Raw genomic sequence first — 26602 nt, forward strand, 5'->3', positions numbered from 1 at the left:
TTCGACAGAAAGCCTCGAAGTATACCCCCCGCATGGCTGCGCTTGCGATGGTTTCGGCCATCGGACGAGCCCTGCGCAAGGAGACCACATGCCACGTTGCGCCTGGTGCGGCACGGATCCGCTGTACATCGACTACCACGATCGCGAATGGGGCGTACCGGCCCGCGATCCGCAGGTGCTGTTCGAATTCCTCTTGCTCGAGGCCTTTCAGGCGGGGCTTTCCTGGATCACCGTACTGCGCAAGCGCGAGCGCTACCGGCAGGTGCTGTTCGGCTTCGATGCCGAGCGCCTGGCGCGCATGAGCGATGCCGAGATCGACGAGCGCATGCAGGATCCCGGCATCATCCGCAACCGGCGCAAGCTCGAGGCGGCGCGCAGCAACGCGCGTGCCTGGTTGCAGCTGGAGGATCCGGCGGGGTTCGTCTGGTCTTTCGTCGGCGGCGAACCGAAGATCAATCGCTTCGAGCGCCTGGATCAGGTGCCGGCGGTCTCGCCCGAGGCCGAGGCCATGAGCCGCGCGCTGAAAAAAGCCGGCTTCAGCTTTGTCGGCCCGACCATCTGCTATGCCTACATGCAGGCTTGCGGCATGGTGATGGACCATCTGATCGATTGCGAACGGCATGCCGCGCTGGTCGGCGGCGATTGAGTCGTATGCCACCAAGATATGCGCCATTGCTAGCGTCGCGCCTGAACGCCGCCGCCCGATGCAGGTAGACTAGGCGACCTGAAAATTTCGGAGTGCGGTGTGGAAAAGCTCAAAGGTGCCCTGGTCGTCGGTTCCCTGCGACTCTTCGCCCGGTTGCCCTGGCGCATGGTGCAGGGGCTGGGTTCGGTGATCGGCTGGCTGATGTGGAAGCTGCCGAACCGCTCGCGCGAGGTGGCGCGGATCAACCTGCACAAGTGCTTTCCCGAGCTGAGTGCCGCCGAACTGGATGTGCTGCTCGGAAAGACGCTGCGGCAGACCGGCATGGCCTTCACCGAAAGCGCCTGCGCCTGGATCTGGCCGGCTGAGAAGACCCTCGGGCTGATTCGCGAAGTCGAAGGCCTCGAGGTGCTGCAGGCGGCGCTGGCGTCTGGCAAGGGGGTGGTCGGTATCACCAGCCACCTGGGAAACTGGGAAGTGCTGAACCATTTCTACTGCGCGCAGTGCAAGCCGATCATCTTCTACCGGCCGCCGAAGCTGAAGGCGGTGGACGAGTTGCTGCAGCAGCAGCGCGTGCAGCTGGGCAACCGGGTCGCGCCCTCGACCCGGGAAGGCATCCTCAGCGTGATCAAGGAAGTCCGTCGTGGTGGTGCGGTTGGCATCCCGGCCGATCCGGAACCGAGCGAAGGCAGCGGGCTATTCGTGCCTTTCTTCGCCACCCAGGCGCTGACCAGCAAGTTCGTGCCCGGCATGCTCGCCGGCGGCAAGGCGGTCGGCGTTTTTCTTCACGCGTTGCGCCTGGAGGACGGTTCGGGCTACAAGGTGATCCTCGAGGCGGCGCCCGAAGGGATGTATAGCGAGGACGCCGAAACCGGCGTGGCGGCCATGAGCGCGATGATCGAGAAGTACGTGCGGGCCTACCCCAGCCAGTACATGTGGACGATGAAGCGCTTCAAGAAGCGCCCCGCCGGCGAAAAGCGCTGGTACTGATCAGGCCAGAACAAGAACCAACAAGGACGAACCCATGCGCAACCAGCGTCAGCATCCACGTACCAACATGAAGTGCCGTATCCGCATCACCCATCCGGCCTTCGGCGAGGTGTTCGCCCATACCCGCGACCTGTCCGATGGTGGCGTCTATGTGCGGCATCCGGAGTTGGTGGTGCTGCAGCCTGGCGACGAGGTGACCGGTCAGGTTCAGGACCTGCCGATTCCAGCGCCGGAACTGCGGATGGTGGTGATGCGGGTCGATGCCGAGGGGATCGGCCTGCAGTTCCTGCGCGAGGACTGAGCGGCGCTCAGTCAGGTGTAAGGCGGTCGAGCCGACGCAGAAAGACGCTCATTTCCTTTTCCGCCTGCTTGTCGCCGCGAGCGTTCGCTGCGGCGATGCCGCTTTCCCAGGCCTCGTGGGCGCCCTGCTTGTCGCCATCGGCCTGCAGCGCCTTGCCCAGCAGCTTCCACGCCGCCGAGTACTTCGGATCGAGCTCCACGCAGCGGCGCAGGTGCTGCGCCGCCCTGCCCGGCTGACCGGCATCCAGGTAGCCCTTGCCGAGTCCGAAGCGCAGCATCGGATTGTCCATGCCTTGAGAGAGCATCTTTTCCAGCGATTCGAGCATGATCGGACCTTGATTGGAGCACGGGCGCCCAGGGAGTCCCCTCCACTGTAGTGCAAAGCGACTGCCCGGCAAGATGGTCAGCATACGCCATTGGTCTTAGCGGGTGCGCGCAATCTTGAGCGCGCCGCGTGACAGCCGCGTGGCATCTCAATGGGCTTCGTTGACTGCGCTGAGAAACTCCCGAGTGCGCTCTTCCTGCGGGTTGTTGAACAGCGCGTCCGGGCTGCCCTGCTCGTGGATCCGACCCTGGTGGAAGAAGCACACTCGATCGGCGAACTCACGGGCGAACCCCATCTGGTGGGTGACCATGAGCATGGTCAGGTTATGCGCGTCGCCGAGACGGCGGATCACATTCAGCACCTCGCCGCAAAGCTCCGGGTCGAGCGCCGAAGTCACCTCGTCGAAAAGCATCACTTTCGGCCGCATCGCCAGTGCGCGGGCGATGGCCACGCGCTGTTGCTGTCCGCCGGAGAGCTGCGCCGGGAAGTGCTCCAGCTTGTCCTCCAGGCCGACCATTGCCAGCAACTCCTCTGCCCTTTTGCGGGCTTCGGCCTTGCTCAGCCCGAGCACCTGCACCGGTGCCTCCATGACGTTCTGCAGCGCGTTCATGTGCGGAAACAGGTTGAAGCTCTGGAACACCATGCCGACCTTGCCGCGCACCCGACGCAGATGGCGGGCATTGGCCGGCACCAGACGACCATGGCCATCAGGCATGTGGGTCAGGGGTTCGCCGTCCACCTCGATCAGCCCGTCGTCGATCCCTTCCAGGGTCATCAGCACCCGCAGCAGCGTCGACTTGCCCGAGCCGCTGGGGCCTATGATCGCGACCTTCTCGCCCTCGCGAATCTCCAGATCGAGCCCATCGAGCACGGTCAGCTCGCCGTAGTGCTTGCTCACGCCGGCGAAGCGCACCATCGGTTGCGCTGCCTCGGCTGGTTCGTGAGCGGTGTTCGGTTGTTCTGTGGCAGGCATTGGCGTATTCATCGGGCCAGCTCCATGCGGTTTTCCAGGCGGCGCACGCACCAGGCGAGGCCGAGGCTGAGAATGAGGAAGAACACGCCGACCATGGTGATCGGCTCCAGGTAGCGGAAACTTTCGGAACCGATGTTCTTGGCCCGCTGCATGATTTCCACCACGGTGATCGCCGAAAGCACCGGCGTGTCCTTGAGGATCGAGATCAGGTAGTTGCCCAGCGCCGGCAGTACCGGGCGCAGCGCCTGCGGCAGGATCACATCGCGGTAGGCGGTCCAGGGCTTCATGTTCAGCGCGGTGACGGCTTCCCACTGCGAGCGCGGCACCGCATCCAGACCGGCGCGGTAGACCTCGGCGGTGTAGCAGGCGTAATGCAGCGCAATGCCGATGATCCCCGCCTGCATGGCGCTGAGATTGAGGCCATAGTTGGGGAAGACGTAGAACAGGAAGTACACCTGGATCAGCAGCGGGGTGCTGCGAATGAACTCGATCAGCCCGGTGATCGGCCATGACAGCCAGCGTTGGCGGCTGCGGCGGGCGATGGCGAGAAACAGGCCGAGCACCACGGCAATGGCGAAACCGGCCAGGGCAATGCCAATGGTGGTCAGCGAGGCGTCCAGCAGACGCGGCAGGATCTCGCGGGCGAACTGCCAGTCGAAGAAGTTCATGACAGGCCTCCACGCATCCGTCCGCGGGCCAGGCGACGCTCCAGCTGGCGCATGCCGAAGTTGATCGCCTGTGCCAGGATGAAATAGATGACCAGCGCCAGGCCGAATATCTCCAGCGTCATCAGCGTCGCCTGATCCAGCTGACGGGAACGGAAGGCCAGATCCGACAGGGTGATCAGCGATACCAGCGAGGTGTTCTTCAGTAATTCGATCAGCAGGTTGGTGCCGGGCGGAATCGCCGCGAGCAGTGCCTGCGGCAGGATGATTCGGCGCATGCGCGTCAGCGGCGTCATGTTCAGCGCCTGACAGGCCTCATGCTGGCCCTGGTGCACCGAGCGGATGGCGCCGCGCAGCACCTCGGCCCCGTAGGCGCCGATGTTCAACCCAAGGCCGACCACCGCCACGGCGAAGGCGCTCATGGCGATGTTGAACGGCGGCATCGGCAGCACGAAGTACAGCCAGAACAGCTGCACCAGCAGCGATGAGCCGCGAAATACCTCAATGTAAGCGATGGCCAGCCAGCGCAATGGCGCCAGTGGCGAGAGTCGGGCCAGCGCGGCAATCAGCGCGCAGGCAATGGCCAGCAGGGAGCCAAAGAACGTCACCTTCACGGTGACCCAGGCACCCTGCCAGAGCAGAGGAAGCAGTTCGATCATGATGGCGCTATCCGGTTTTCCGGAGCGCTGACCGAGGCTGCGCAGCGTGCTACGAAGCCTTGGTCAGCGTTCACAGGCGGGACAGCGGGTCAGCCGCGCCAACCAGCCGCCCCGACGGGCTTCAGGCGCCGCAGAGCTCGGCGGCGGTCTTGTCGGTCAGATTGGAGCGATCGAAACCGAACGGCTCGATGGTCTCGAGGTGCTCGTCGCTGCCCAGCCATTTCTTCAACTCGGCGTTGACCGCATCCCTTAGCGCTTCGTCCTGCGGACGGAATGCCAGCGCGCCATAGCCGGCCCGCGACGGATCGTCCTGGAAGTCATCGATGGCTTCGACATCGTCACCGGCCTTCTGCGCAAGCCCGCGCATGGTCAGCTGGGTGCCGATGGCGGCGTCGGCGCGGCCGCTGCGCACCGCCTGCAGCTGCGAGGTGGTATCGGGCACCTGGAGGATCTGCGAATCCTTGATGCCGGCCTTGCGCGCATAACCGAGGTTCACCGTGCCGGACATGATGGCGATCTTCACCTCGGGATTGCCGGCGATGTCCTCGTAGCTGCGCAGATTCTTCGGGTTGCCCTCGGCCACCAGCAGGGTGTCGAGCAGGCGGTAGTGCGGGTCGGTGAACAGCACCTGCTTGCAGCGTTCGGGGGTGATGTACATGCCGGCGGCGATGAGGTCGAAGCGACCGGCACGCAAACCGGGGATCAGCGAGCCCCACTCGGTCAGTACCGGCTTGATGGTGTCGATCTCCATGCGCTCGAAGACCTTGCGCACGATTTCCGGCGATTCGCCGGTGACGCTGCCATCCAGCGCGGTATAGGCGAACGGCGTCTCGTTGGCGTAGCCGATGCGTACGCTGTTGCTGTCCTTGATCTTTTCCAGGGTATCGGCCTGGGTGACGCTGGCGAAACCGATGCTGGCCAGGGCGGCACAGGCGATCAGCAGCCGGCGGGGGCTTGTCGTGATGGGGCTGTTCCTCATTGGGAGTTTCTCCTGTTCCTTGTAGAGACCCGAGGAATCGGATCGTTATTTGTCTAGGAGTGGTAACTGCGTTGACCGTAGTAAAGGACGCTTGCGAAGCGACAAGGTGCCGTGAACGTTACGGCGGTCATAGCTTTCTTCAATCGAAGCCCTGACGGAGCGGTCATTCTGGAGGGTACAAAAGCTGGCCATAAAATGGAAATCTGAGCCCATCTGGCGCGATCTGACGCAATCGAAGGGGATGATGGAAAACCCGCCGAAACGGAGCTGCGGTTTTTCTGATTGAGAAAACAAAACGGCCCACCATAAGGCGGGCCGTTCGGGTAAAAGCGGCGTGCTTCAGAAGAAGGTCAGACCGGCCTGGAACAGGCGCTCCACGTCGCGAATGTGCTTCTTGTCCACCAGGAACAGGATGACGTGGTCGCCGGACTCAATTCGGGTGTCATCGTGCGCGATCAGTACCTGGTCGTCGCGGATCACTGCGCCGATGGTGGTGCCTGGCGGCAGCGCAATCTGCTCGATGGCGCGACCCACCACCTTGCTCGAGCGCGGGTCGCCGTGGGCGATCACCTCGATCGCTTCGGCCGCGCCGCGGCGCAGCGAGTGTGCACTGACGATATCGCCGCGGCGCACGTGGGTCAGCAGGGTGCCGATGGTGGCTAGCTGCGGGCTGATGGCGATGTCGATTTCGCCGCCCTGCACCAGGTCGACGTAGGCCGGGTTGTTGATGATGCACATCACCTTGCGCGCACCGAGCCGCTTGGCCAGCAGCGAGGACATGATGTTGGCCTCGTCGTCGTTGGTCAGGGCGAGGAACACGTCCGCCTCGTTGATGTTCTCTTCCACCAGCAGATCGCGGTCCGAAGCGCTGCCCTGCAGGATGATGGTGCTGTCCAGGGTATCGGAGAGGTAGCGGCAGCGTGCCGGGTTCATCTCGATGATCTTGACCTGGTAGCGGCTCTCGATGGCCTCCGCCAGCCGCTCGCCGATGTGCCCGCCACCGGCGATGACGATGCGCTTGTAGTTCTCGTCGAGCCGGCGCATCTCGCTCATCACGGCGCGGATGTGGCCGCGGGCAGCGATGAAGAACACCTCGTCATCGGCCTCGATGACCGTGTCGCCCTGCGGCAGGATCGCGTGGTTGCGGCGGAAGATGGCCGCCACGCGGGTGTCGACGTTGGGCATGTGACGACGCAGCTGGCGCAGCTCCTGCCCCACCAGCGGGCCGCCGTAATAGGCGCGTACCGCCACCAGCTGCGCCTTGCCGCCGGCGAAGTCGATCACCTGCAGCGAGCCGGGATGCTCGATCAGGCGTTTGATGTAATTGGTAACCACCTGTTCCGGGCTGATCAGCACGTCCACCGGAATGGCTTCGTTGTTGAACAGACCCGAGCGCACCAGATAGGCCGCCTCGCGCACTCGGGCGATCTTGGTCGGCGTGTGAAACAGCGTGTAGGCGACCTGGCAGGCGACCATGTTGGTTTCGTCGCTGTTGGTCACCGCCACCAGCATGTCGGCGTCGTCGGCGCCGGCCTGGCGCAGCACGGTGGGAAACGAGCCGCGGCCCTGAATGGTGCGGATGTCCAGGCGGTCGCCGAGATCGCGTAGGCGATCGCCGTCGGTGTCCACCACGGTGATGTCGTTGGCTTCGCTGGCGAGGTGTTCGGCGAGGGTGCCGCCGACCTGACCGGCACCGAGGATGATGATCTTCACGCGGTCACTCCTGAGCGGCAGCCATCCGCTGCCGCGTCCATGTTGGGGTCGAGCCTGGCCGGCCCGGGTTCGGCTTACTGATGATGGCCACGCGGTTGAGCTGCGATCTTGATCAGCTTGGCATAGTAGAAGCCGTCGTGGCCGTCCTGCTGCGGCAGCAGCTGGCGACCGTGGGGCTGCGTCAGGCCGAAGCCGGCCGGCAGGTCCAGTTCGCGCGCGCCGGGGGTGCGTGCGAGAAAGGCACCGATCACCTCACGGTTCTCGGTCGGCAGCACCGAGCAGGTGGCATAGAGCAGCACGCCGCCGACTTCCAGGGTCGGCCACAGTGCATCGAGCATCTCGCCCTGCAGTGCGGCCAGTGGAGCGATGTCCTCGGCCTGGCGGGTCAGCTTGATGTCCGGATGGCGGCGGATCACGCCGGTGGCCGAGCAGGGTGCGTCGAGCAGGATGCGCTGGAACGGTTTGCCATCCCACCACTGCGCGGTGGCGCGCGCATCGGCGGCGAGCAGCTCGGCATCGAGCTGCAGACGCTCGAGATTCTCCCGTACCCGCGCCAGACGCTTGGGCTCGAGGTCCAGCGCAACCAGCCCGGCCAGCTGCGGCTCGCGCTCGAGCAGGTGGCAGGTCTTGCCGCCCGGAGCGCAGCAGGCGTCCAGCACGCGCTGGCCGGGCGCCAGATCGAGCAGCCCGGCGGCCAGCTGCGCGGCTTCGTCCTGCACGCTGACCCGTCCTTCGGCGAAGCCGGGCAGCTGCTGCACATCGCAGGGGCTGGCGAGTCGGATGCCGTCTTCGCTGAATTCGCAGGGGAAGGCGTCGATACCGGCGGTTTGCAGCTCGGTCAGGTAGACGTCTCGACTGGTCTGACGGCGGTTGACCCGCAGCATCATCGGCGGATGCGCATTGTTCGCCGCGCAGATGGCTTCCCAGTGTTCGGGCCAGTGTGCCTTGAGGGCCTTCTGCAGCCAGCGCGGGTGGGCCACGCGAATCACCGGATCGTGTTCCAGTTCGGCCAGCAGTGCTTCACCTTCGCGCTGGGCGCGGCGCAGCACGGCATTGAGCAGCCCCTTGGCCCAGGGCTTCTTCAGCTTGTCCACGCAGCCGACGGTTTCGCCGATGGCGGCATGGGCCGGAATACGGGTATGCAGCAGCTGATAGAGGCCGACCAGCAGCAATGCTTCGACATCGCGGTCGGCGGCCTTGAACGGCTTCTGCAACAGTTTGTTGGCCAGCCCCGCCAGGCGCGGCTGCCAGCGCGCGGTACCAAAGGCCAGTTCTTGGGTCAGCCCGCGATCACGGGCGTCCACCTTGCCGAGCACCTCGGGCAGGCTGCTACCCAGAGACGCCTTGCCCGACAGCACGACGCTCAGCGCACGGGCCGCCGCCAGGCGCGGATTCATTGGCCGAGAACCAGGCCGGGGGCGAACTGCTCACGGCGGCTGTTATACAGGTCGCCGAAGCCAAGCGGCTTGCCACCGGGCAATTGCAGGCGAGTCAGCGACAGCGCGCCTTCACCGCAGGCAACGGTCAGCCCTGCCTTGCTCGCGTCGAGGATAAGGCCGGGCACGCCGCGGCCTTCGCCGAGGCGTGCGGCGTGAATCTTCAGCGTTTCGCCGTTCAGCGTGCTGTGGCAGATCGGCCAGGGGTTGAAGGCGCGAATCAGCCGCTCCAGCTCGACTGCCGGGCGGGTCCAGTCGATGCGCGCCTCGTCCTTGCTCAGCTTGTGCGCATAGGTGGCCAGGCTGTCGTCCTGCACTTCGGGCGTCAGGGTGCCGGCGGCCAGGGCGTCGACGGCCTTTACCACGGCGTGCGCGCCGAGCAAGGCGAGACGGTCGTGCAGCGAGCCGCCGGTGTCTTCGTCACTGATCGGTGTGTTGACCTTGAGCAGCATCGTACCGGTATCCAGGCCCGCTTCCATCTGCATCACCGTGACCCCGGACTCGCTGTCGCCGGCTTCGATGGCGCGCTGGATCGGCGCGGCACCACGCCAGCGGGGCAGCAGCGAGGCATGGCTGTTGATACAGCCCAGGCGCGGCAGGTCGAGCACCGCCTGCGGCAGGATCAGACCATAGGCCACGACCACCATCAGGTCAGCCTGCAGCGCGGCCAGCTCCGCCTGAGCCGCCGGATCACGCAGCGTCTGCGGTTGCAGCACCGGAATGTCGTGTTGCATGGCGAGCTGCTTGACCGGGCTGGGCATCAGCTTCTGGCCGCGCCCGGCCGGGCGGTCCGGCTGGGTATAGACCGCAACGATCGATTTGCCCGCATCGAGCAGGGCCTGCAGGTGCTGGGCGGCGAATTCCGGAGTGCCGGCGAAAACGATGCGCAAGGGCTGGGTCATGGGGACTCGCTAAGAAAAAGGCTTGCCGTAGCAAGCCTTTGAGGTTCGGGAATCAAGCCTGCTGGCGGTGGATCTTTTCCAGCTTCTTCTTGATCCGGTCGCGCTTGAGGCTGGACAGGTAGTCGACGAACAGCTTGCCGTTGAGGTGATCGCACTCGTGCTGGATACACACCGCCAGCAGTCCTTCGGCGATCAGCTCGTAGGGCTTGCCGTCGCGGTCCAGCGCCTTGATGCGCACCTTCTGCGGACGATCGACGTTCTCGTAGAAGCCGGGTACCGACAGGCAGCCTTCCTGGTACTGGTCCATCTGGTCGGTGAGCGGTTCGAATTCCGGGTTGATGAAAACCCGCGGTTCGGAGCGGTCCTCGGACAGGTCCATCACCACCACGCGCTTGTGCACATTGACCTGCGTCGCGGCCAGGCCGATGCCCGGCGCTTCGTACATGGTTTCGAACATGTCGTCGACCAGCTGACGGATGCCGTCATCGACCACGTCCACCGGTTTGGCGATGGTGCGCAGCCGCGGATCGGGAAATTCAAGGATGTTCAGAATGGCCATATGCGTTTGTGATGCACTTATGGAATAAAGTCAAAAGCCGCTGCTAAGATGCCGAGCAGCATGGAAAACGGCTTAATGCCGCGTTCCAAATGGGTCCGCGGCGCTAGGGCGCTTCACGTGAAGGCACATAATAAAGGGATTCACCACATGAGGAAATCACTACTCGCCCTGCTGCTGGTGGCGGTCGGCGGGCTCGCCCAGGCCGCGGTGCAGCTCAAGGACAATCATCCGGAGCGGTATACCGTGGTGAAGGGCGACACACTCTGGGGCATTTCCGGCCGCTTCCTGCGCGAGCCGTGGAAATGGCCGGAGCTGTGGCATGCCAACCCGCAGATCGCCAACCCTCACCTGATCTATCCCGGCGACACCCTGAGCCTGGTCTATGTCGACGGCCAGCCGCGACTGGTGCTAGACCGCGGTACCTCGCGCGGCACCATCAAGTTGTCGCCGACCGTACGCACCACGCCGATGGCCGAGGCCATCCCGACCATCCCGCTGGAAGCGATCAACAGCTTCCTGCTGAGCAACCGCATCATCGACACCGCCGAGCAGTTCCAGGGCGCTCCCTACATCGTCGCCGGCAATGCCGAGCGCGTGATCAGCGGCGCCGGCGATCGCATCTATGGTCGCGGCGCGTTCGAAGCGAACATGCCGGCCTACGGCATCTTCCGCCAGGGCAAGACCTACGTCGACCCGGACACCGGTGAATTCCTCGGCATCAACGCCGACGATGTCGGCTCCGTCGAGATCGTCGAGATCGAAGGCGACATCGCCACCATGCAACTGACCCGGACCACCCAGGAAGCGCGCATCGGTGATCGCCTGTTCCCGGGCGAGGAGCGCGCGGTCAACTCCACCTTTATGCCGAGCGCCCCGTCCACCCAGGTCGAAGGCGTGATTCTGGATGTGCCGCGCGGCGTCACCCAGATCGGCCAGTTCGATGTGGTCACGCTGAACAAAGGTGCTCGTGACGGTCTGCAGGACGGCAACGTGCTGGCGGTGTACAAGACCGGCGAAACCGTGCGCGATCGCGTGACCGGCGAGAACGTGAAGATCCCGGACGAGCGCTCCGGTCTGCTGATGGTGTTCCGCACCTACGACAAGCTCAGCTACGGCCTGGTGCTGCAGGCCACTCGCTCGCTGTCGGTGAAGGACAAGGTCCGCAACCCCTGAACTAAGAAAGCCCCGCGAATGCGGGGCTTTTTCATGCTGCGATAACACCGCAAGGATGCGGTGCCAGGAGACAAGGAGTGTCTTCCATGCCTGCCATTTCCCCCGCCGAGCTTGAAGCCCGGCTGCGTCTTCATCTGTTGCCGGAACTCGGTCCGCGGCGCCTGCAGCGGTTGCTCAGTGCGTTCCCCGATGCGGCGTCGGCCCTCAGTGCGCCGGCCAGCGCCTGGCGCTCCCTGGGTCTGCCGGTCAGCTGCGCCGAACCGCGTCGCAGCAGCGAGGTTCGCGAGCGGGCCAGTGCCGCCCTGGCCTGGCTGCAAGCCCCAGGTCGACATGTGATCTGCTGGGACGATCCGGCCTATCCCGCCCTGCTGGCGGAGCTGCCGGATGCCCCGCCTCTGCTGTTCGTCGCTGGCGATCCGACCTTGCTCGAACGGCCGCAGCTGGCGGTAGTCGGCAGCCGCCGCGCCTCGCGAAACGGCCTGGACAATGCCCGCGCGTTTTCCCGCAGCTTGGCCGGCGCGGGTTTCGTCATCACCAGTGGACTGGCGCTGGGAATCGACGGCGCTGCACATCAGGGTGCGCTGGATGCAAACGGCAAGACCGTCGCGGTGCTCGGCACCGGCATCGAACGGCTGTATCCGCAGCGCCATCTCAGCCTGGCCAAGCAGATCGTCGAACATGGCGGTGCGCTGGTGTCCGAATTGCCGCTGGACTGCCCGCCACAAGCGAGCAACTTTCCGCGCCGCAACCGCATCATCAGCGGCCTTTCGCTGGGCGTGCTGGTGGTCGAGGCGAGTCCGTCCAGCGGTTCGCTGATCACCGCGCGTCTGGCCGCCGAGCAAGGCCGCGAAGTCTATGCGATTCCCGGTTCGATCCATCATCCTGGCGCACGCGGCTGCCATCAGCTGATCCGCCAGGGCGCGGCGCTGGTGGAGTCGGTAGAGGATGTCCTGCAGGCCCTGCGCGGCTGGCAGCGCCTTGCGCCGCTGGCTCCTGAAGCGCCGAAGCCGCCGCAAACGGATCACCCATTGCTGCGCGAACTGCTGGCGGCGTCGCGCAGCAGCGAGGCGCTGGCTGCCGCGCTCGATCAGCCGCTGGGTCAGGTGCTGGCGCAACTGACCGAGCTGGAGATCGAGGGTCAGGTCAGCTGCGACAACGGACTCTGGTCGGTGCTGATGCGCTAGCCGGCATCGCCTGGATGCGACGGTGCCAGGCTTAACGGCTCACTGTTGCAGGCTGTTGCGAATCGGCCCGATCGCCCCCTGCTCGACGGCTGGCGCCTTGGGTACACTGCCGGCTTTTCATCCAGGCAGAGGTCGGCATGATTGGCGATTGGCGTGTGCAGCAGGTGGCGCGGGTGGTCCGGGCTGGCGGGGTGATCGCCTATCCGACCGAAGCGGTCTGGGGTGTGGGCTGCGACCCGTGGGACGAAGACGCGGTGATGCGCCTGCTGGCGCTCAAGGAGCGACCCGTGGAGAAGGGCCTGATCCTGATCGCGGACACCGTGGAACAGTTCGACTTCCTGCTGGACGACCTGCCGGAGCGCTGGCTGGATCGCCTGGCAGGGACCTGGCCGGGGCCCAACACCTGGCTGGTACCGCACCGCGGCCGCTTGCCCGAGTGGATCACCGGACGGCATGACAGCGTGGCCCTGCGCGTCACCGACCACCCGCTGGTCAAGCGCCTCTGCGCGCTGACCGGGCCGCTGGTGTCGACCTCGGCCAACCCGGCCGGGCGGCCCGCAGCGCGTTCGCGGCTGCGGGTGGAACAGTATTTCCCGCAGCAGCTAGACGCCGTGTTCAACGGTGCGCTGGGCGGCCGGCGCAATCCCAGCGTCATCCGTGACCTGCGCAGCGGCGAGGTGATTCGTCCGGCCTGACCCGGGCGAATCGATGGCGGCGCGGCTGCCCAGCAGCGGCAGCCGCCACCGTGTTCAGGGCAGCAGAATGGTCGATCCGGTGGTCTCCCCCGCTGCCAGTTTGCGCTGCGCTTCGGCGGCATCGCCGAGTGCGTAGCGCTGGCCGATCTCGACCTTGACCTTGCCGCTGCCGATCATCTCGAACAGCTCGTCGGCCATGGCCTGCAGGCGCTCCGGGGTGTCGGCATAGCCAGCCAGGGTCGGGCGGGTGACGAACAGCGAACCCTTTTGCGCCAGCACGCCGAGGTTGACTCCGGTGACGGCACCCGACGCATTGCCGAAGCTCACCAGCAGCCCGCGCGGAGCGACGCAATCGAGGGATATCTCCCAGCTGTTCTTGCCCACCGAGTCGTAGACCACCGGGCACTTCTTGCCTTCGGTCAGCTCCAGTACGCGCTGCACCACGTCTTCGCAGCTACGGTCGATGGTCGCCCAGGCGCCGAGCGCCTTGGCGCGTGCGGCCTTCTCCGCCGAGCCGACCACGCCGATCAGCCGAGCGCCGAGCGCATGCGCCCACTGACAGGCAATCGAGCCAACGCCGCCGGCCGCGGCATGGAACAGCACGGTCTCGCCGGCCTGCAGCGCGTGAGTCTGACGCAGCAGATACTGACAGGTCAGGCCCTTGAGCATGACCGTGGCAGCCTGTTCGTAGCTGATGGAGTCCGGCAGCTTGACCAGGTGGCGAGCCGGCAGCGTGTGATACTCCGCGTAGGCACCCAGCGGACCGGTGGCATAGGCGACACGATCACCGGGCAGCAGATGCTGCACGCCCTCGCCCACCGCATCGACCACCCCGGCACCCTCGGTGCCCAGACCGGACGGCAGGCTTGGCGGCTGGTACAGGCCGCTACGGAAATAGGTGTCGATGAAGTTCAGGCCGATGGCGTGGTTGCGGACGCGCACCTCGCCGGCAGCCGGCGCGCTGAGGGGCACATCGACCTGTTCCAGGACTTCGGGACCGCCGTGCTGGCTGAATTGGATGCGCTGGGACATGTCTGGCTCCTGGTCATTGAAAGAGCGCCTATCGAACCTGCCGGGGCTGCGTTCGTCAATCGGCCTGATGTTATGCTTGCCGGCCGACCCCGTTTTTCAAGCACCGCTCAGCCACGCGCCGCTGGCTGCGTGCGGTCATTCGCAAGGTGATTTCGTGAACGACAGGACCGAAGCCGTCAAAGCCTATCTGCTGGATTTGCAGGATCGAATCTGCGCCGCCCTGGAGGTCGAAGACGGCGGTGCCCGCTTCGTCGAGGATGCCTGGACGCGGCCTGGTGGCGGTGGCGGCCGGACGCGGGTGATCGAGAACGGCGCGCTGATCGAGAAAGGCGGGGTGAACTTCTCCCATGTGCACGGCGACAGCCTGCCGCCATCGGCCAGTGCCCATCGGCCTGAACTGGCCGGTCGCAGCTTCGAGGCGCTGGGTGTGTCGCTGGTGATCCACCCGCACAACCCCTACGTGCCCACCTCCCATGCCAATGTGCGCTTCTTCATCGCCGAGAAGGACGGCGAGGAACCGGTCTGGTGGTTCGGCGGCGGCTTCGACCTGACGCCCTACTACGGCGCCGAAGAAGACTGCGTGCACTGGCACCGGGTCGCGCGGGATGCCTGCGCGCCGTTCGGCGCCGAGGTCTATCCGCGCTACAAGGAGTGGTGCGACCGCTATTTCCACATCAAGCACCGCAACGAACCGCGCGGCGTTGGCGGACTGTTCTTCGACGACTTGAACCAGTGGGATTTCGACACCAGCTTCGCCTTCATGCGTGCGGTCGGCGATGCCTATCTCCAGGCCTATCTGCCCATCGTGCAGCGGCGCAAGGCCACCCCGTTCGGCGAGCGCGAGCGGCAGTTCCAGCTGCTGCGCCGCGGCCGCTACGTCGAGTACAACCTGGTCTACGACCGCGGCACCCTGTTCGGCCTGCAATCGGGTGGACGCACCGAATCGATCCTGATGTCGCTGCCGCCCCAGGTTGCCTGGGGCTATGACAAGCGCCCCGAGCCGGGCTCGCCGGAAGCGCGGCTGACCGAGTATTTCCTGCAGGACCGCGACTGGCTGGCCGCCGCGCCCGCCTGAACGAAGACGGCATCCGGCCCGAGTTTCGGCGCTGGAGTCGATGCGTCTCGCACCGGGTCTGCAGCCCGAATTTGAAACAGAGGTATTGGATGGACCGCTACGGCGTCTTCGGCAACCCCATCGGCCACAGCAAGTCACCGCAGATTCATGCGCTGTTCGCCGCACAGACCGGCCAGGCGCTGAGCTATGAGCCGCTGCTGGCGCCGCTGGATGACTTCCCCGCGTTCGCGCGTGACTTCTTTCGCGAAGGCCTGGGTGCCAACGTGACCGTGCCGTTCAAGGAGCAGGCCTATCGCATGGCCGACGAGCTGACCGAGCGTGCGCGCCGCGCCGGTGCGGTGAATACCCTGAAGAAGCTGGAGGATGGTCGCCTGCTGGGCGACAACACCGATGGCGCCGGGCTGGTCGCCGACCTGCTCAATGCCGGCGTGACCCTGAGCGGCCGCCGCATCCTGCTGCTGGGCGCCGGGGGTGCCGTGCGTGGCGTACTGGAGCCGCTGCTGGCGCACCGGCCGGCGGCGCTGGTCATCGCCAATCGCACCGCGAGCCGGGCCGAACAGCTGGTGCAGGAGTTCGCCGAGCTCGGTTCGCTGTCGGCGAGCGGCTTCGCCGAGCTTGCCGAACCGGTCGACCTGATCGTCAACGGCACGTCGGCCAGCCTCGGTGGCGAGCTGCCGCCCTTGGCCCACAGCCTGATCGTTGCCGGCCGCTCCTTCTGCTACGACATGATGTACAGCGCTGAGCCGACGCCCTTCTGCCGCTGGGCCGCGGCGCTGGGTGCAACCACCCGCGACGGTCTCGGCATGCTGGTGGAGCAGGCGGCGGAAGCCTTCGAACTCTGGCGCGGCGTGCGCCCGGATACCGCGCCGGTACTGGCCGAGCTACGGCGCCAGCTGGGCTGAGAGGGCTCTTGGCCGGCCAAATGCCCGCTGGCCATTGGCTGGCCGACGCGCGCAGACATCCATAAGCCGCGCCCAGACGACCAGAAAGGGCTAGCTACGAAAATGGATGCGTTGATGCAGGTGCTGCGGGCGCTCCAGCTCGTCCACGATACCGGCAGCGATGCGCTGCAGCTCGTGAAAGGGATTGGTTTCGCCCTTGCCGGCGGCTTCGGCCAACGTCTCGATGGTCAGCTGGTTGCCGGCCGGGGGCGCATCCACCAGCGTCCACTTGAGCGGATGCGCGGCCAGCCGCTGCAAGGCGGCCTCGACCTCCGGCTGTCGCTCGATGGCCGGGAAGTCGGCGATCAACAGCAGCCGCTCGACGCCGACACGCTCAAGCCCGAGCAGCAGCGCTTCCACCGCCTGGTAGAAATCGCGCCGGGCGGACTCGCCGGTGATGGCATCGGTGCTGGGCAGGCGCGGCGTGTGGTACAGGCAGATCACCGCATCCATCCCTGCCACGCTTTCGCTGACGCTCAGCGGATCGAACGGGTCGCCCGGCTTGGTCCGCAGGCCCGGCCGGGCAGACAGCGAATTGAGATCGTCCAATAGCGCCACAGCCTCGTGCTGCCGGCTGAGCAGCTCGACCAGCAGCGCACTGCCGAGATCGTCATGCGCGCCGTACAGGGCGAACTTGAGGCGTGGCGTTTCGGCGTTGAGCATGGTCGGTCAGCGGCGGGTGACCAGATAGCCGATCAGGGCAAAGGCACCGGCCGCCAGGGCCAGCGTGCCCAGCGGATGTTCCTTGGCACAGTCGCGTGCGGCGCGGCTGGCCTCACGGGTGCGCTTGGACAGATCGGCATAGTGCTCGTCCCAGTGCTGGTCGTGCCAGAGCGATTCGGCACGCGAACGCAGGGCGCTGAGGCGATGGCGCGAGTCACGTGCGGCGTCGTGCTTGAGCTCGTCGAGCGCGCGCATCAGGCTGTCGATCTCGCGTTGGACTTCTTCGCGGGTGGTGGGCTTGTGGCTGAACATGGCGGGACCTCCCCTCGGTAAGCGTGTGGGTTTGACCCCGAAACGTTGCAGAGGTGCGGCCAGAGGCCGGCTTTGCTGGCCGAGCAGACCACATCAAGATGTGTCCGGACCGGCCAGCCGCGCTGGTCGACATCCGACGAACCGTTCATCGGGAACAGGCGAGCCGCCCGTCGATTCCCTATACTGCGTCACAGTTCCGGAGCGCTTTAGTCCGGCGCATCCCGCGCCGCAGCGCCCTTTTCCAGCGGGGAAATCCAATCGTGAAATTGCGTCGTACGGTGGCCAGCCTGTTGTTCGCCTGCCTGGCCTCGTTGCCGGTGATTCATGCCCAGGCGGCCAAGCCGATGGTTCAGGAGCTCGCCTCGGGCAGCGCCCTGCTGGTCGACCTGAACACCAACGAGGTGCTCTATTCCAGCAATCCCGACATGGTCGTGCCGATCGCTTCGGTGACCAAGCTGATGACCGCCATGGTGGTGCTGGATGCCAAGCTGCCGCTGGACCAGGCGCTACCGGTGACCATCCGCGATGCCAAGGAGATGCAGGGCGTTTACTCCCGGGTGCGCATCGGCAGCGAGATCAGCCGCCGAGAGATGCTGCTGCTGACCCTGATGTCCTCCGAGAACCGCGCGGCCGCCAGCCTCGCCCACCACTATCCGGGCGGCTATGCGGCATTCATCCAGGCAATGAACGCCAAGGCCCGGGCGCTGGGCATGAGCCGCACGCACTACGTCGAGCCCACCGGCCTTTCCGAGCGCAACGTCTCCAGCGCCAACGACCTGGTCAAGCTGATCCGCGCCAGCCGTCAGTACCCGCTGATCCAGCAATTCAGCACCACCGACGAGAAGACCGTGGCCTTCCGCAAGCCCAACTACACGCTGGGCTTTCGCAATACCAATGCCCTGGTGCGCAAGAACAACTGGGACATCCAGTTGAGCAAGACCGGCTTCACCAATGCTGCCGGCCATTGCCTGGTGATGAGCACCACCATGAAGCAGCGGCCGGTGGCCTTCGTGGTGCTCGACGCGTTCGGCAAGTACACCCACATGGCTGACGCCAACCGCCTGAAGAAGTGGCTGGAAACCGGCACGGTTACGCCGGTACCGGCCGCTGCCCTGGCCTACAAGCAGCAGAAGCAGGCCCAGCGGCAGCTCGCCGGCCAGCCGGCCGATGCTGCCCAGGCCCTGCTGGAAACCCGCTGAACCCGGCTCTCGCGGCGCGGCGAAGTGGGCCGCGCCGCGAGCCGGATGAGAATCGATGGGCTTTCTTGAGTTTGCGCAACTCTTTTCCCCGAGAGTCGTTCCTATCATGAACGCCATTCGCAACTGCGCCCCGTCGAGCCGTCGATGAACCGTCGCCGTCTACCTGCCTGGCTCGCCAGCCTGGCCCTGCTGATGCACCTGCTGAGCATGCCGCTGTCCGGCATGCTGCCGGCTGACGCCAAGCGGCTGCTGGGCTGGAGCGGGCATTGCCCGATGCAGCAGGCCGGCGTATCGCCGGGCCATGCCATGCACGGCGCCGAGACGGCCGGCGAGCATGGCTCCGGCACCCACCATGGCGGGATGCCGCCGTGCTGCTGCTGCGCAGGGTCCATCGGTCTCGCCGCACTGCCGGCACCGTCGCTGCAGCTGCCGCAGGACGTGCAGGGAGGCTCTGTCCGGATCGCCGAAACCCGGGTTCACCGGCCATCTCCGCGCCAGCAGTGGCCCTCGCTGAATCCGCGCGCCTCACCCCTCGCCTGACGCCCTCGGCGTCACCCTTAGTCGCTGTGCCTGAACCGCCCGCACCTGCCATCCGGCAGCGTGTCGGCGCCTGCCGACGGCTGCTCGCCGTGGCCATGCCTGTTGCACAAGGAAACCTGCGAGATGCATCCCCTCTCTGCGCAATCTCCGCGGCGCCTCGCGCTGCCCCGTCTTCTCACCGTGGCCCTGGCCGCCACGTATCTGCCGGCAAGCCTGGCCGATACCGCACTGTCGCTGGGCAGCAGCACCGTCACCGCGAACCCGTCCAGCGGCAGCCTGCCGACCAGCAGCGTGGTCAGCTCGGTGGACCTGCTGGGCAGCGACATCCTCGAACAGCAGCCGGTGCTCTATAGCTGGGAGCTGTTCCGCCGTGCGCCGGGGGTGATGCTCTCCGAGTTCGGCCAGGGCACCAGCTCCGGCAAGCTGTCCTTTCGTGGCTTCAATGGCGAGGGCGAGGTCAACGCGGTCAAGCTGCTGATCGACGGCATCCCGAGCAACAGCAACGACGGCAACATGCCCTACCTGGACATGCTGTTCCCGCTGGAGATCGACGGCATCGAGGTGGTGCGCGGTACCAACGATCCGCGCTACGGCCTGTACAACATCGCCGGCAACGTCGCCGTGCAGTCGCGCATCGGTGGCGACTACGGCAAGGCGCGGCTGCGCTACGGCAGCTACGACACGCAGGAGCTGCAGCTGGCCAAGGGCATCGAAAGCGGCAACTGGACGCAGAACTACTTCATCGGCCAACAGAAAAGCGATGGCTACCGCGACCATGCCGGCAGCGAGCGCACCAGCCTGTCCGGCAAATGGTTCTACACGCCGGACACCGGCGACTGGCGCCTGGGCCTGATCGCCCGGCACTACGAGGCCGAAGCGGACGAGCCGGGGTACCTGTCCCGTGGGGACGCACGGCACTCGCCCCGCCAGTCCTATGCGCTGTCGGCCAGCGACATGGGTGAGCGGCGCATGAACCAGCTCAGCCTGCATCTGGACAGCCAGCTGGCCAGCGACCTCAGCTGGGCGACCAAGGTCTGGATCAACACCCTGGATGACGACCGCTGGGTGCGTTTCTCCCAGGCCCAGCCGCAACAGCGACGCACCAGCGAGGAGAAGCACTACGGCGCGCGCACTTCGCTGACCTACCGGCCGGACGTGTCCTGGCTCCATGACCTGGCCCTCGAAGGCGGGCTGGACACCGAACAGCAGCGCAACCGCAGCGAGCGCTACACCACCGTCGAGCGCCGGGTGGTGACCCAGACCCGCGACCAGCGCTTCGACTACGACAGCTACGGCGCGTACCTGCAGGCGGTGATCCAGCCGGTGAAATCGCTGAAGATCATCCCGGCGTTCCGTGTCGATCGCATTCGGGGTGATTTCACCGACGAGCTGAGTGGCAACGATTACGCGATCAACGACTACGGCAGCATCGAGCAGCCGAAGATCAGCCTGATCTACACCCCCATCGAGCAGCTGAGCCTGTATGGCAACTGGGGGCGGACCTTCCAGATCGGTACCGGCGCGGCCGCCTACAAGGTTCCGCCGCGCACCAGCGATCTCTCGCCGTCGATCAATGACGGCTGGGAAACCGGCATCAAGTTCAGCCCGGTGCACTGGCTCGACGGGCGCGTTGCCTACTGGGAGCAGGTCGCCACGGACGAGGTGGGGCGCCGGCTCAACGATCCCAGTGGCGAATCGGAAAACCTCGGGCAGACCCGTCGCTGGGGCTACGACGCCCAGCTCAACCTCTACCCTGCCAGCGCTCTGAATCTGTGGCTGGCGCACTCCTGGCAGTTCTCCGAGATCGAAAAGGCCGACCCTAGCCTGCCGGCCAGCCAGGGCCAGGAGATCGATCATGTGCCGCAGCGGCTGTACTCGGCCGGCAGCACCTACCAGGCGACGCCGGACCTGCAGCTCAGCGCCTGGCTCAACGGCCAGACCGACTACTACCTCGAACGCGAGAACACCCAGGGCAAGTACGGCGGCTACGTACTATTCAACCTGGGCGCCAGCTACCAGCTGACCGAGCAGCTGGCCGTCGAACTGCAGCTGAAGAACCTCACCGACCGCTACTACGAGTACGTCTGGTACGACGGCGCCGAGACACTGCATGCGCCGGGTGATGGCCGCGCGCTGTATGCGGCCGTGACCCTGGACTTCTGACCGGCATGAAACGCTATCTGTACCTCGCACACCGCTGGCTGGGCATCGGGCTCGGTCTGTTCGTCCTGCTCTGGATCGTCAGCGGCGTGGTGATGCTCTTCGTCGGCTACCCCAAGCTGACGCCAGAGGAGCACCTTTCACGCCTGCAGCCGCTAAGTGCCGATTGCTGCATCGCGCCGGGTGCGGCGCTTGTCGCCAGTGGCGATCCGCGTACCCCGCTCAGCCTGCGCCTGACCGGTGCCGGCGGCTCACCGCGCTACCTGCTGGACTACGGCGACGGACCGCTGCTGGCGGTGGATGCGCGCAGCGGTCGGCGCATCGAGCGCATCGGTCCTGCCGAGGCGCTGGCCAGCGCGCGGCAGTTCACCCAGGGGGCTGAAGTGCGCCTGCTCGATCAGGTCGAAGAAGATGCCTGGACGCGCAACCATGCGCTGGCCCGCGAGCGCCCGCTGTATCGGGTCCAAGCCGACGATGCCGAACGGCACCTGCTCTACGTCTCCAGCCACAGCGGGCTGGTGGTGCGCGATGCCAGCGCCCACGAGCGGGCCTGGAACCTGCTGGGCGCCTGGCTGCACTGGCTCTATCCATTGCGCGAGGTGATGCCGAAGGCCGCCTGGTCGCCGCTGCTGGTCTATGGCGCCCTGCTCGGCGCGGTGCTGGTGCTGCTGGGCATGCTGATCGGCCTGCTGCGCTGGCGCTTCACCGGGCGCTACCGCAACGGATCGCACTCGCCCTACCCGGCTGGCGCCAGCCGTGTGCACCACGTCGGCGGGCTGCTGGTCGGCGTCGTGCTGCTGGTCTGGCTGGTCAGCGGTATGCTGTCGATGGAGCCCTGGGGGTTGTTCGAGAAACGCTCGACCATCGATGCCGCCGCGCTGCGGCAAGCGCCGCTAAACGCCGAAGCGCTGGATGCGGATCTGGCCTCCTCGCTGGCCCGATTCCGCGCGGCTGGTTTCGAAGCGGTGGAACTGCAGTGGCATATGCTCGGCAATCAGCCCTATCTGGTCGGCCTCGATGCCAGGGGCGATACGCGCATTCTGCCCGCGGCGTCCGCCGGGCCTGCGCAGGAACACCTTGAGCGCGCGGTACTGGAGCGCCAGGTCCGCGAGGCCTGGCCGGAGCAGTCGCTGCACTTCGAGTGGCTGGAACAGGAGGATTTCCATTACTACGCTCGCAGCGAGCCAAGCCTATACAGCCATCTACCGCGCCGCTTGCCGCTGCTGCGGGTGCGCTTCGACGATCCGGCCACGACCTGGCTGCACGTCGATCCCTACAGCGGTGCCGTCATCGAACAGCTGGATCAGCGCCGGCGTGCCGTGCGCTGGGCGTTCAAGCTGCTGCACAGCTGGGACTGGCTGCCCTTGCTGCAGCGGCCGCTGCTGCGCGACGGCCTGCTGCTGGCCTTCAGCGCGGGTGCGCTGGTGATCAGCCTGAGCGGCGTGCTGCTGGGCTGGCGACGGCTAAGGCCGCGGGCGCGGCGTCGCCAGGTGCGCCGGCCGGTTCAGCCGCCGCGGTTGTCGTAGGCGGCTTCGTTGCTGTCCTGCTCGCCGGCGCGGGCCTGTTCGTGGGTCAGCTGCAGCTTGAGGCGCTGCAGCGCGTCGGCATTCCAGCCGGGCGGGCTGCTGACCAGGCGCCAGGCATCGACATAGTCGGCCGGCGCATAGACGTGGCCGTAGCCGGGCGGCGTCGGCGTGGTCACCGCCATGTCCACCGCCAGCTGCAACATGGTTACCAGCGGGAACCAGCGTAGCGACGGCGATACATCCGGCCCGCGCGGCTCGGCCAGCCAGTCGGGGCGGCGCCAGGCGTAGCGATGGTCGAAGAAGGTGATCGGATCGCTGGCGTACTGCAGGTAGAGCAGGCGCATCGGCCCCCAGGGCGCATCGGCCGGCTCCGCTGTGCCCTGCTGGTTCATGAAGCGGACGAAGCGGCCATCACGGAACCGTGGACGCCATTCGGGGCTGTCCGGGTCGCGGCTGTCGGTGAGCGTGCGCCACAGGTCGCTGCGAAACGGCGGACCGCTCCAAAGCGCGCCGTGGATGGGATCGCCGAGCAGCTCGTGCAGCTCCCAGGAGCGTTGCGAATGCAGCGCGCCGAGGCTCAGGCCATGCAGATACAGGCGCGGTCGGCGTTCGGCCGGCAGTTCGGTCCAGTAGCCATAGATCTCGGCGAATAGCGCGCGGGCCACGTCGCGGCCGTAGTCGGCCTCCACCAGCAGCGCCAGCGGGCTGTTCAGATAGGAGTACTGCAACGCCACGCTGGCGATATCGCCGTGGTGCAGGTATTCCACTGCGTTCATTGCCGCCGGGTCGATCCAGCCGGTACCGGTGGGCGTCACCAGCACCAGCACCGATCGCTCGAAGGCGCCGCTGCGCTGCAGCTCGCGCAAGGCCAGACGCGCCCGCTGGCGCGGGGTCTCTGCCGCGCGCAGACCGACGTAGACGCGAATCGGCTCGAGCGCCGAGCGGCCGCTCAAGGCGCTGATATCCGCCGCCGACGGGCCGGAGCCGATGAACTCGCGGCCGGTGCGGCCCAGCTCCTCCCAGCGCAGCAACGAGGCCCGGCTGCCGCTTTTCAGCGGCGAGGCCGGTGGTGCCGTCTCCGGTTCGATCAGGGCGTCGTACTGCGCGAAGGATGCGTCCAGCATGCGCAGTGCCCGCGCCGCCAGCACATCGCTGAGCAGCGACCAGAACAGCGCCAGCGCCACCAGCACGCCGATCACGTTGGCCAGGCGCCGTGGCAGCACGCGGTCGGCGTGCCGCGAGACGAAGCGCGACACCAGCCGATACAGACGCGCCAGCGTCAGCAGGATGAGAAAGGTCGCCAGCGCGGTGAGAATGACTTCGAGCAGGTGCGCGCTGCTCACCGGCGGCATGCCCATCAGCGCGCGTACCGCGTTCTGCCAGCCGGCGACCTGGCTGAGGAAATACCCGGCCAGCAGCAGGCAGCCGACCGCGATCAGCAGATTGACCCGCTCGCGCTGCCAGCCCGGGCGCTCCGGCAGTTCCAGATAGCGCCACAGCCAGCGCCAGAACACGCCGAGGCCATAGCCTACCGCCAGCGCCGCGCCGGCCAGCACGCCCTGGCTCAGCGTCGAGCGCGGCAGCAGCGATGGCGTCAGCGCCGCGCAGAAGAACAGCGTGCCCAGCAGCAAGCCGAAACCGGACAGCGAGCGCCAGATATAGAGGACGGGCAGGTGCAGCATGAAGATCTCCGCGGTCGGGTGACGGCGTCGCCGCCTCGGCATATCGAGGCGCGTCCGGTCGTGCGGTTCCCGTGATGGTCCGCAGCAGGCCAATCCGATGCAACGATGGCCGAGCGGCCGACTCAAACGTCTACATTTCCCTAGTGCTGCCGGAACCGATCGCCGATGAGCATCCCAGACAACACCTATATCGAATGGCTGGTCAGCCAGTCCATGCTGCATGCGGCCCGCGAGCGGTCGCGTCATTACGCCGGCCAGGCGCGTCTCTGGCAGCGGCCTTATGCCCAGGCCCGCCCGCGCGATGCCAGCGCCATCGCCTCGGTGTGGTTCACCGCCTATCCGGCGGCCATCATCACGCCGGAAGGCGGCACGGTACTCGAGGCCCTCGGCGACGACCGCCTCTGGAGTGCGCTCTCCGAACTCGGCGTGCAGGGCATCCACAACGGGCCGATGAAGCGTTCCGGTGGGCTGCGCGGACGCGAGTTCACCCCGACCATCGACGGCAACTTCGACCGCATCAGCTTCGATATCGACCCGAGCCTGGGGACCGAGGAGCAGATGCTGCAGCTCAGCCGGGTGGCCGCGGCGCACAACGCCATCGTCATCGACGACATCGTGCCGGCACACACCGGCAAAGGTGCCGACTTCCGCCTCGCGGAAATGGCCTATGGCGACTACCCCGGGCTGTACCACATGGTGGAAATCCGCGAGGAGGACTGGGAGCTGCTGCCCGAGGTGCCGGCCGGCCGTGATTCGGTCAACCTGCTGCCGCCGGTGGTCGACCGGCTCAAGGAAAAGCACTACATCGTCGGCCAGCTGCAGCGGGTGATCTTCTTCGAGCCGGGCATCAAGGACACCGACTGGAGCGTCACCGGCGAGGTCACCGGGGTCGACGGCAAGGTGCGTCGCTGGGTCTATCTGCACTACTTCAAGGAGGGTCAGCCGTCGCTGAACTGGCTCGACCCGACCTTCGCCGCGCAGCAGCTGATCATCGGCGATGCGCTGCATGCCATCGACGTCACCGGCGCCCGGGTGCTGCGCCTGGACGCCAACGGCTTCCTCGGCGTGGAACGGCGCGCCGAGGGCACCGCCTGGTCGGAGGGCCACCCGCTGTCCGTCACCGGCAACCAGCTGCTTGCCGGGGCGATCCGCAAGGCCGGCGGCTTCAGCTTCCAGGAGCTGAACCTGACCATCGATGACATCGCCGCCATGTCCCACGGCGGGGCCGATCTGTCCTACGACTTCATCACCCGCCCGGCCTATCACCATGCGTTGCTCACCGGCGATACCGAATTCCTGCGCATGATGCTGCGCGAAGTGCACGCCTTCGGCATCGACCCGGCGTCACTGATCCATGCGCTGCAGAACCATGACGAGCTGACCCTGGAGCTGGTGCACTTCTGGACGCTGCACGCCTACGACCATTACCACTACAAGGGCCAGACCCTGCCCGGCGGACACCTGCGCGAGCTGATCCGCGAGGAGCTCTACGAACGGCTGACCGGCGAGCATGCGCCCTACAACCTCAAGTTCGTCACCAACGGCGTGGCCTGCACCACCGCCAGCGTCATCGCGGCGGCGCTGAACATCCGTGACCTGAACGCCATCGGCCCGGCCGAGGTGGAGCAGATCCAGCGTCTGCACATTCTGCTGGTGATGTTCAATGCCATGCAGCCCGGCGTGTTCGCCCTTTCCGGCTGGGATCTGGTCGGCGCCCTGCCGCTGGCGCCCGAGCAGGTCGAGCACCTGATGGGCGACGGTGATACCCGCTGGATCAATCGCGGCGGCTATGACCTCGCCGATCTGGCGCCGGAGGCGTCGGTCTCCGCCGAAGGCCTGCCCAAGGCCCGCTCGCTGTACGGCAGCCTGGCCGAGCAGCTGCAGCGGCCAGGCTCCTTCGCCTGCCAACTCAAGCGCATCCTCAGCGTGCGCCAGGCCTACGACATCGCCGCCAGCAAGCAGATCCTGATTCCCGATGTAAAGGCACCAGGACTCCTGGTGATGGTTCACGAGCTGCCTGCCGGCAGGGGCGTACAGCTCACCGCGCTGAACTTCGGCGCCGAGCCGATCAGCGAGACCATCTGCCTGCCCGGCGTGGCGCCCGGCGCGGTGGTGGACATCATCCATGAGAGCGTGGAGGGTGACCTCAGCGACGATTGCGAGTTGCAGATCAACCTCGATCCGTACGAGGGCCTCGCCCTGCGTGTGGTGAGCGCCGCGCCGCCGGTGATCTGAGCGCCCTCTTCGCGTGCTCCGGGCGCACGGCTATAGTGCGC

Annotated in this window: 26 protein-coding genes; 13 read left to right on the forward strand and 13 right to left on the reverse strand. The window is 66.4% G+C overall.

Annotation, left to right across the window (positions count from 1 at the left end):
* The first annotated feature begins 88 nt into the window (after nucleotides 1-88).
* The 3 genes from VF716_RS09120 (at nucleotide 89) to VF716_RS09130 (ending at nucleotide 1934) form a co-directional block, all read left to right on the forward strand.
* Complete coding sequence (locus tag VF716_RS09120) at nucleotides 89-646, forward strand: DNA-3-methyladenine glycosylase I (RefSeq protein ID WP_048328015.1); 558 nt, start codon at nucleotides 89-91, stop codon at nucleotides 644-646.
* A 99-nt stretch (nucleotides 647-745) separates the two neighbouring features.
* A complete protein-coding gene (locus VF716_RS09125; protein ID WP_125460308.1) occupies nucleotides 746-1633 on the forward strand; it encodes a lysophospholipid acyltransferase in 888 nt (295 codons plus the stop codon).
* A gap of 34 nt (nucleotides 1634-1667) precedes the next feature.
* Nucleotides 1668-1934 (forward strand): PilZ domain-containing protein, encoded by a 267-nt coding sequence (locus tag VF716_RS09130; RefSeq protein ID WP_014595314.1) that lies wholly within the window; start codon nucleotides 1668-1670, stop codon nucleotides 1932-1934.
* Nucleotides 1935-1941: 7 nt separating this feature from the next.
* Here VF716_RS09130 and VF716_RS09135 read toward each other — a convergent pair whose 3' ends face one another.
* The 9 genes from VF716_RS09135 to def form a co-directional block, all read right to left on the reverse strand.
* A complete protein-coding gene (locus VF716_RS09135) occupies nucleotides 1942-2259 on the reverse strand; it encodes a tetratricopeptide repeat protein (RefSeq protein ID WP_013981188.1) in 318 nt (105 codons plus the stop codon).
* A gap of 147 nt (nucleotides 2260-2406) precedes the next feature.
* The gene (ehuA, locus tag VF716_RS09140; RefSeq protein WP_440552544.1) at nucleotides 2407-3243 is read right to left on the reverse strand and encodes an ectoine/hydroxyectoine ABC transporter ATP-binding protein EhuA; all 837 of its coding nucleotides are present in this window, start codon (nucleotides 3241-3243) and stop codon (nucleotides 2407-2409) included.
* Nucleotides 3240-3899, reverse strand: coding sequence for an ectoine/hydroxyectoine ABC transporter permease subunit EhuD (gene ehuD / locus VF716_RS09145; protein WP_102839122.1), 660 nt, complete (start codon nucleotides 3897-3899; stop codon nucleotides 3240-3242). Before ehuD ends, ehuA begins: the two co-directional genes overlap by 4 nt.
* Nucleotides 3896-4555, reverse strand: a complete 660-nt coding sequence (gene ehuC / locus VF716_RS09150; protein WP_125871017.1) for an ectoine/hydroxyectoine ABC transporter permease subunit EhuC — start codon at nucleotides 4553-4555, stop codon at nucleotides 3896-3898. The genes ehuD and ehuC overlap by 4 nt, the downstream gene beginning before the upstream one ends.
* 121 nt (nucleotides 4556-4676) lie before the next feature.
* Nucleotides 4677-5534, reverse strand: a complete 858-nt coding sequence (ehuB, locus tag VF716_RS09155) for an ectoine/hydroxyectoine ABC transporter substrate-binding protein EhuB (RefSeq protein ID WP_440552546.1) — start codon at nucleotides 5532-5534, stop codon at nucleotides 4677-4679.
* Nucleotides 5535-5873: 339 nt separating this feature from the next.
* Complete coding sequence (gene trkA, locus VF716_RS09160) at nucleotides 5874-7247, reverse strand: Trk system potassium transporter TrkA (RefSeq protein ID WP_011911269.1); 1374 nt, start codon at nucleotides 7245-7247, stop codon at nucleotides 5874-5876.
* Between the two features lie 74 nt (nucleotides 7248-7321).
* Entirely contained in the window at nucleotides 7322-8644 is a 1323-nt protein-coding gene (rsmB, locus tag VF716_RS09165) for a 16S rRNA (cytosine(967)-C(5))-methyltransferase RsmB (RefSeq protein ID WP_011911270.1), read from the reverse strand.
* A complete protein-coding gene (fmt, locus tag VF716_RS09170) occupies nucleotides 8641-9585 on the reverse strand; it encodes a methionyl-tRNA formyltransferase (protein WP_427757083.1) in 945 nt (314 codons plus the stop codon). The genes rsmB and fmt overlap by 4 nt, the downstream gene beginning before the upstream one ends.
* Before the next feature lie 52 nt (nucleotides 9586-9637).
* Nucleotides 9638-10144 (reverse strand): peptide deformylase, encoded by a 507-nt coding sequence (gene def / locus VF716_RS09175; RefSeq protein ID WP_011911272.1) that lies wholly within the window; start codon nucleotides 10142-10144, stop codon nucleotides 9638-9640.
* A gap of 147 nt (nucleotides 10145-10291) precedes the next feature.
* Between def and VF716_RS09180 the strand changes: the two genes are divergently transcribed.
* From VF716_RS09180 to VF716_RS09190, 3 genes are all read left to right on the forward strand, one after another.
* On the forward strand, nucleotides 10292-11317 hold the full coding sequence (locus VF716_RS09180; RefSeq protein ID WP_013981193.1) for a LysM peptidoglycan-binding domain-containing protein: 1026 nt from the start codon (nucleotides 10292-10294) through the stop codon (nucleotides 11315-11317).
* Nucleotides 11318-11403: 86 nt separating this feature from the next.
* Nucleotides 11404-12501 carry a DNA-processing protein DprA gene (dprA, locus tag VF716_RS09185; RefSeq protein ID WP_095460348.1) on the forward strand — a complete coding sequence of 366 codons (1098 nt, stop codon included), beginning with the start codon at nucleotides 11404-11406 and terminating at the stop codon, nucleotides 12499-12501.
* A gap of 137 nt (nucleotides 12502-12638) precedes the next feature.
* A complete protein-coding gene (locus tag VF716_RS09190; protein ID WP_017245970.1) occupies nucleotides 12639-13196 on the forward strand; it encodes an L-threonylcarbamoyladenylate synthase in 558 nt (185 codons plus the stop codon).
* 54 nt (nucleotides 13197-13250) lie between these two features.
* Here the strand turns inward: VF716_RS09190 and VF716_RS09195 are convergent, their stop codons facing one another.
* Complete coding sequence (locus tag VF716_RS09195) at nucleotides 13251-14228, reverse strand: NADPH:quinone reductase (protein ID WP_440552551.1); 978 nt, start codon at nucleotides 14226-14228, stop codon at nucleotides 13251-13253.
* 154 nt (nucleotides 14229-14382) lie between these two features.
* Here VF716_RS09195 and hemF point away from each other — a divergent pair, with 154 nt between their 5' ends.
* Nucleotides 14383-15303, forward strand: coding sequence for an oxygen-dependent coproporphyrinogen oxidase (gene hemF, locus VF716_RS09200; protein WP_011911277.1), 921 nt, complete (start codon nucleotides 14383-14385; stop codon nucleotides 15301-15303).
* A gap of 89 nt (nucleotides 15304-15392) precedes the next feature.
* Complete coding sequence (gene aroE / locus VF716_RS09205; RefSeq protein ID WP_440552553.1) at nucleotides 15393-16205, forward strand: shikimate dehydrogenase; 813 nt, start codon at nucleotides 15393-15395, stop codon at nucleotides 16203-16205.
* Between the two features lie 90 nt (nucleotides 16206-16295).
* On the opposite strand, the gene VF716_RS09210 is transcribed toward aroE, so the two are convergent.
* Both VF716_RS09210 and VF716_RS09215 read right to left on the reverse strand, forming a co-directional pair.
* A complete protein-coding gene (locus VF716_RS09210) occupies nucleotides 16296-16907 on the reverse strand; it encodes an NAD(P)-dependent oxidoreductase (protein ID WP_014595322.1) in 612 nt (203 codons plus the stop codon).
* Between the two features lie 6 nt (nucleotides 16908-16913).
* Nucleotides 16914-17219: a DUF883 family protein gene (locus VF716_RS09215; RefSeq protein WP_011911280.1), complete on the reverse strand. Its 306-nt coding sequence runs from the start codon at nucleotides 17217-17219 to the stop codon at nucleotides 16914-16916.
* A gap of 260 nt (nucleotides 17220-17479) precedes the next feature.
* Between VF716_RS09215 and pbpG the strand changes: the two genes are divergently transcribed.
* The 4 genes from pbpG (at nucleotide 17480) to VF716_RS09235 (ending at nucleotide 22644) form a co-directional block, all read left to right on the forward strand.
* On the forward strand, nucleotides 17480-18418 hold the full coding sequence (gene pbpG / locus VF716_RS09220) for a D-alanyl-D-alanine endopeptidase (RefSeq protein WP_013981200.1): 939 nt from the start codon (nucleotides 17480-17482) through the stop codon (nucleotides 18416-18418).
* Nucleotides 18419-18562: 144 nt separating this feature from the next.
* Nucleotides 18563-18958 carry a DUF2946 domain-containing protein gene (locus VF716_RS09225; protein ID WP_125873005.1) on the forward strand — a complete coding sequence of 132 codons (396 nt, stop codon included), beginning with the start codon at nucleotides 18563-18565 and terminating at the stop codon, nucleotides 18956-18958.
* A gap of 123 nt (nucleotides 18959-19081) precedes the next feature.
* Nucleotides 19082-21121 (forward strand): TonB-dependent receptor, encoded by a 2040-nt coding sequence (locus VF716_RS09230; RefSeq protein WP_440552556.1) that lies wholly within the window; start codon nucleotides 19082-19084, stop codon nucleotides 21119-21121.
* A 5-nt stretch (nucleotides 21122-21126) separates the two neighbouring features.
* The gene (locus tag VF716_RS09235) at nucleotides 21127-22644 is read left to right on the forward strand and encodes a PepSY domain-containing protein (protein ID WP_440552558.1); all 1518 of its coding nucleotides are present in this window, start codon (nucleotides 21127-21129) and stop codon (nucleotides 22642-22644) included.
* Here VF716_RS09235 and VF716_RS09240 read toward each other — a convergent pair.
* Complete coding sequence (locus VF716_RS09240; protein ID WP_045159562.1) at nucleotides 22623-24326, reverse strand: alpha/beta hydrolase; 1704 nt, start codon at nucleotides 24324-24326, stop codon at nucleotides 22623-22625. The two genes, VF716_RS09235 and VF716_RS09240, sit on opposite strands and share 22 nt — an antisense overlap.
* Nucleotides 24327-24491: 165 nt before the next feature.
* Between VF716_RS09240 and treS the strand changes: the two genes are divergently transcribed.
* Nucleotides 24492-26561, forward strand: coding sequence for a maltose alpha-D-glucosyltransferase (gene treS, locus VF716_RS09245; protein ID WP_125856676.1), 2070 nt, complete (start codon nucleotides 24492-24494; stop codon nucleotides 26559-26561).
* Nucleotides 26562-26602: the final 41 nt, after the last annotated feature.

Source organism: Stutzerimonas sp. Brlt_14 (genome assembly GCF_051948915.1).
In the GTDB taxonomy this organism is placed as follows: domain Bacteria; phylum Pseudomonadota; class Gammaproteobacteria; order Pseudomonadales; family Pseudomonadaceae; genus Stutzerimonas; species Stutzerimonas stutzeri.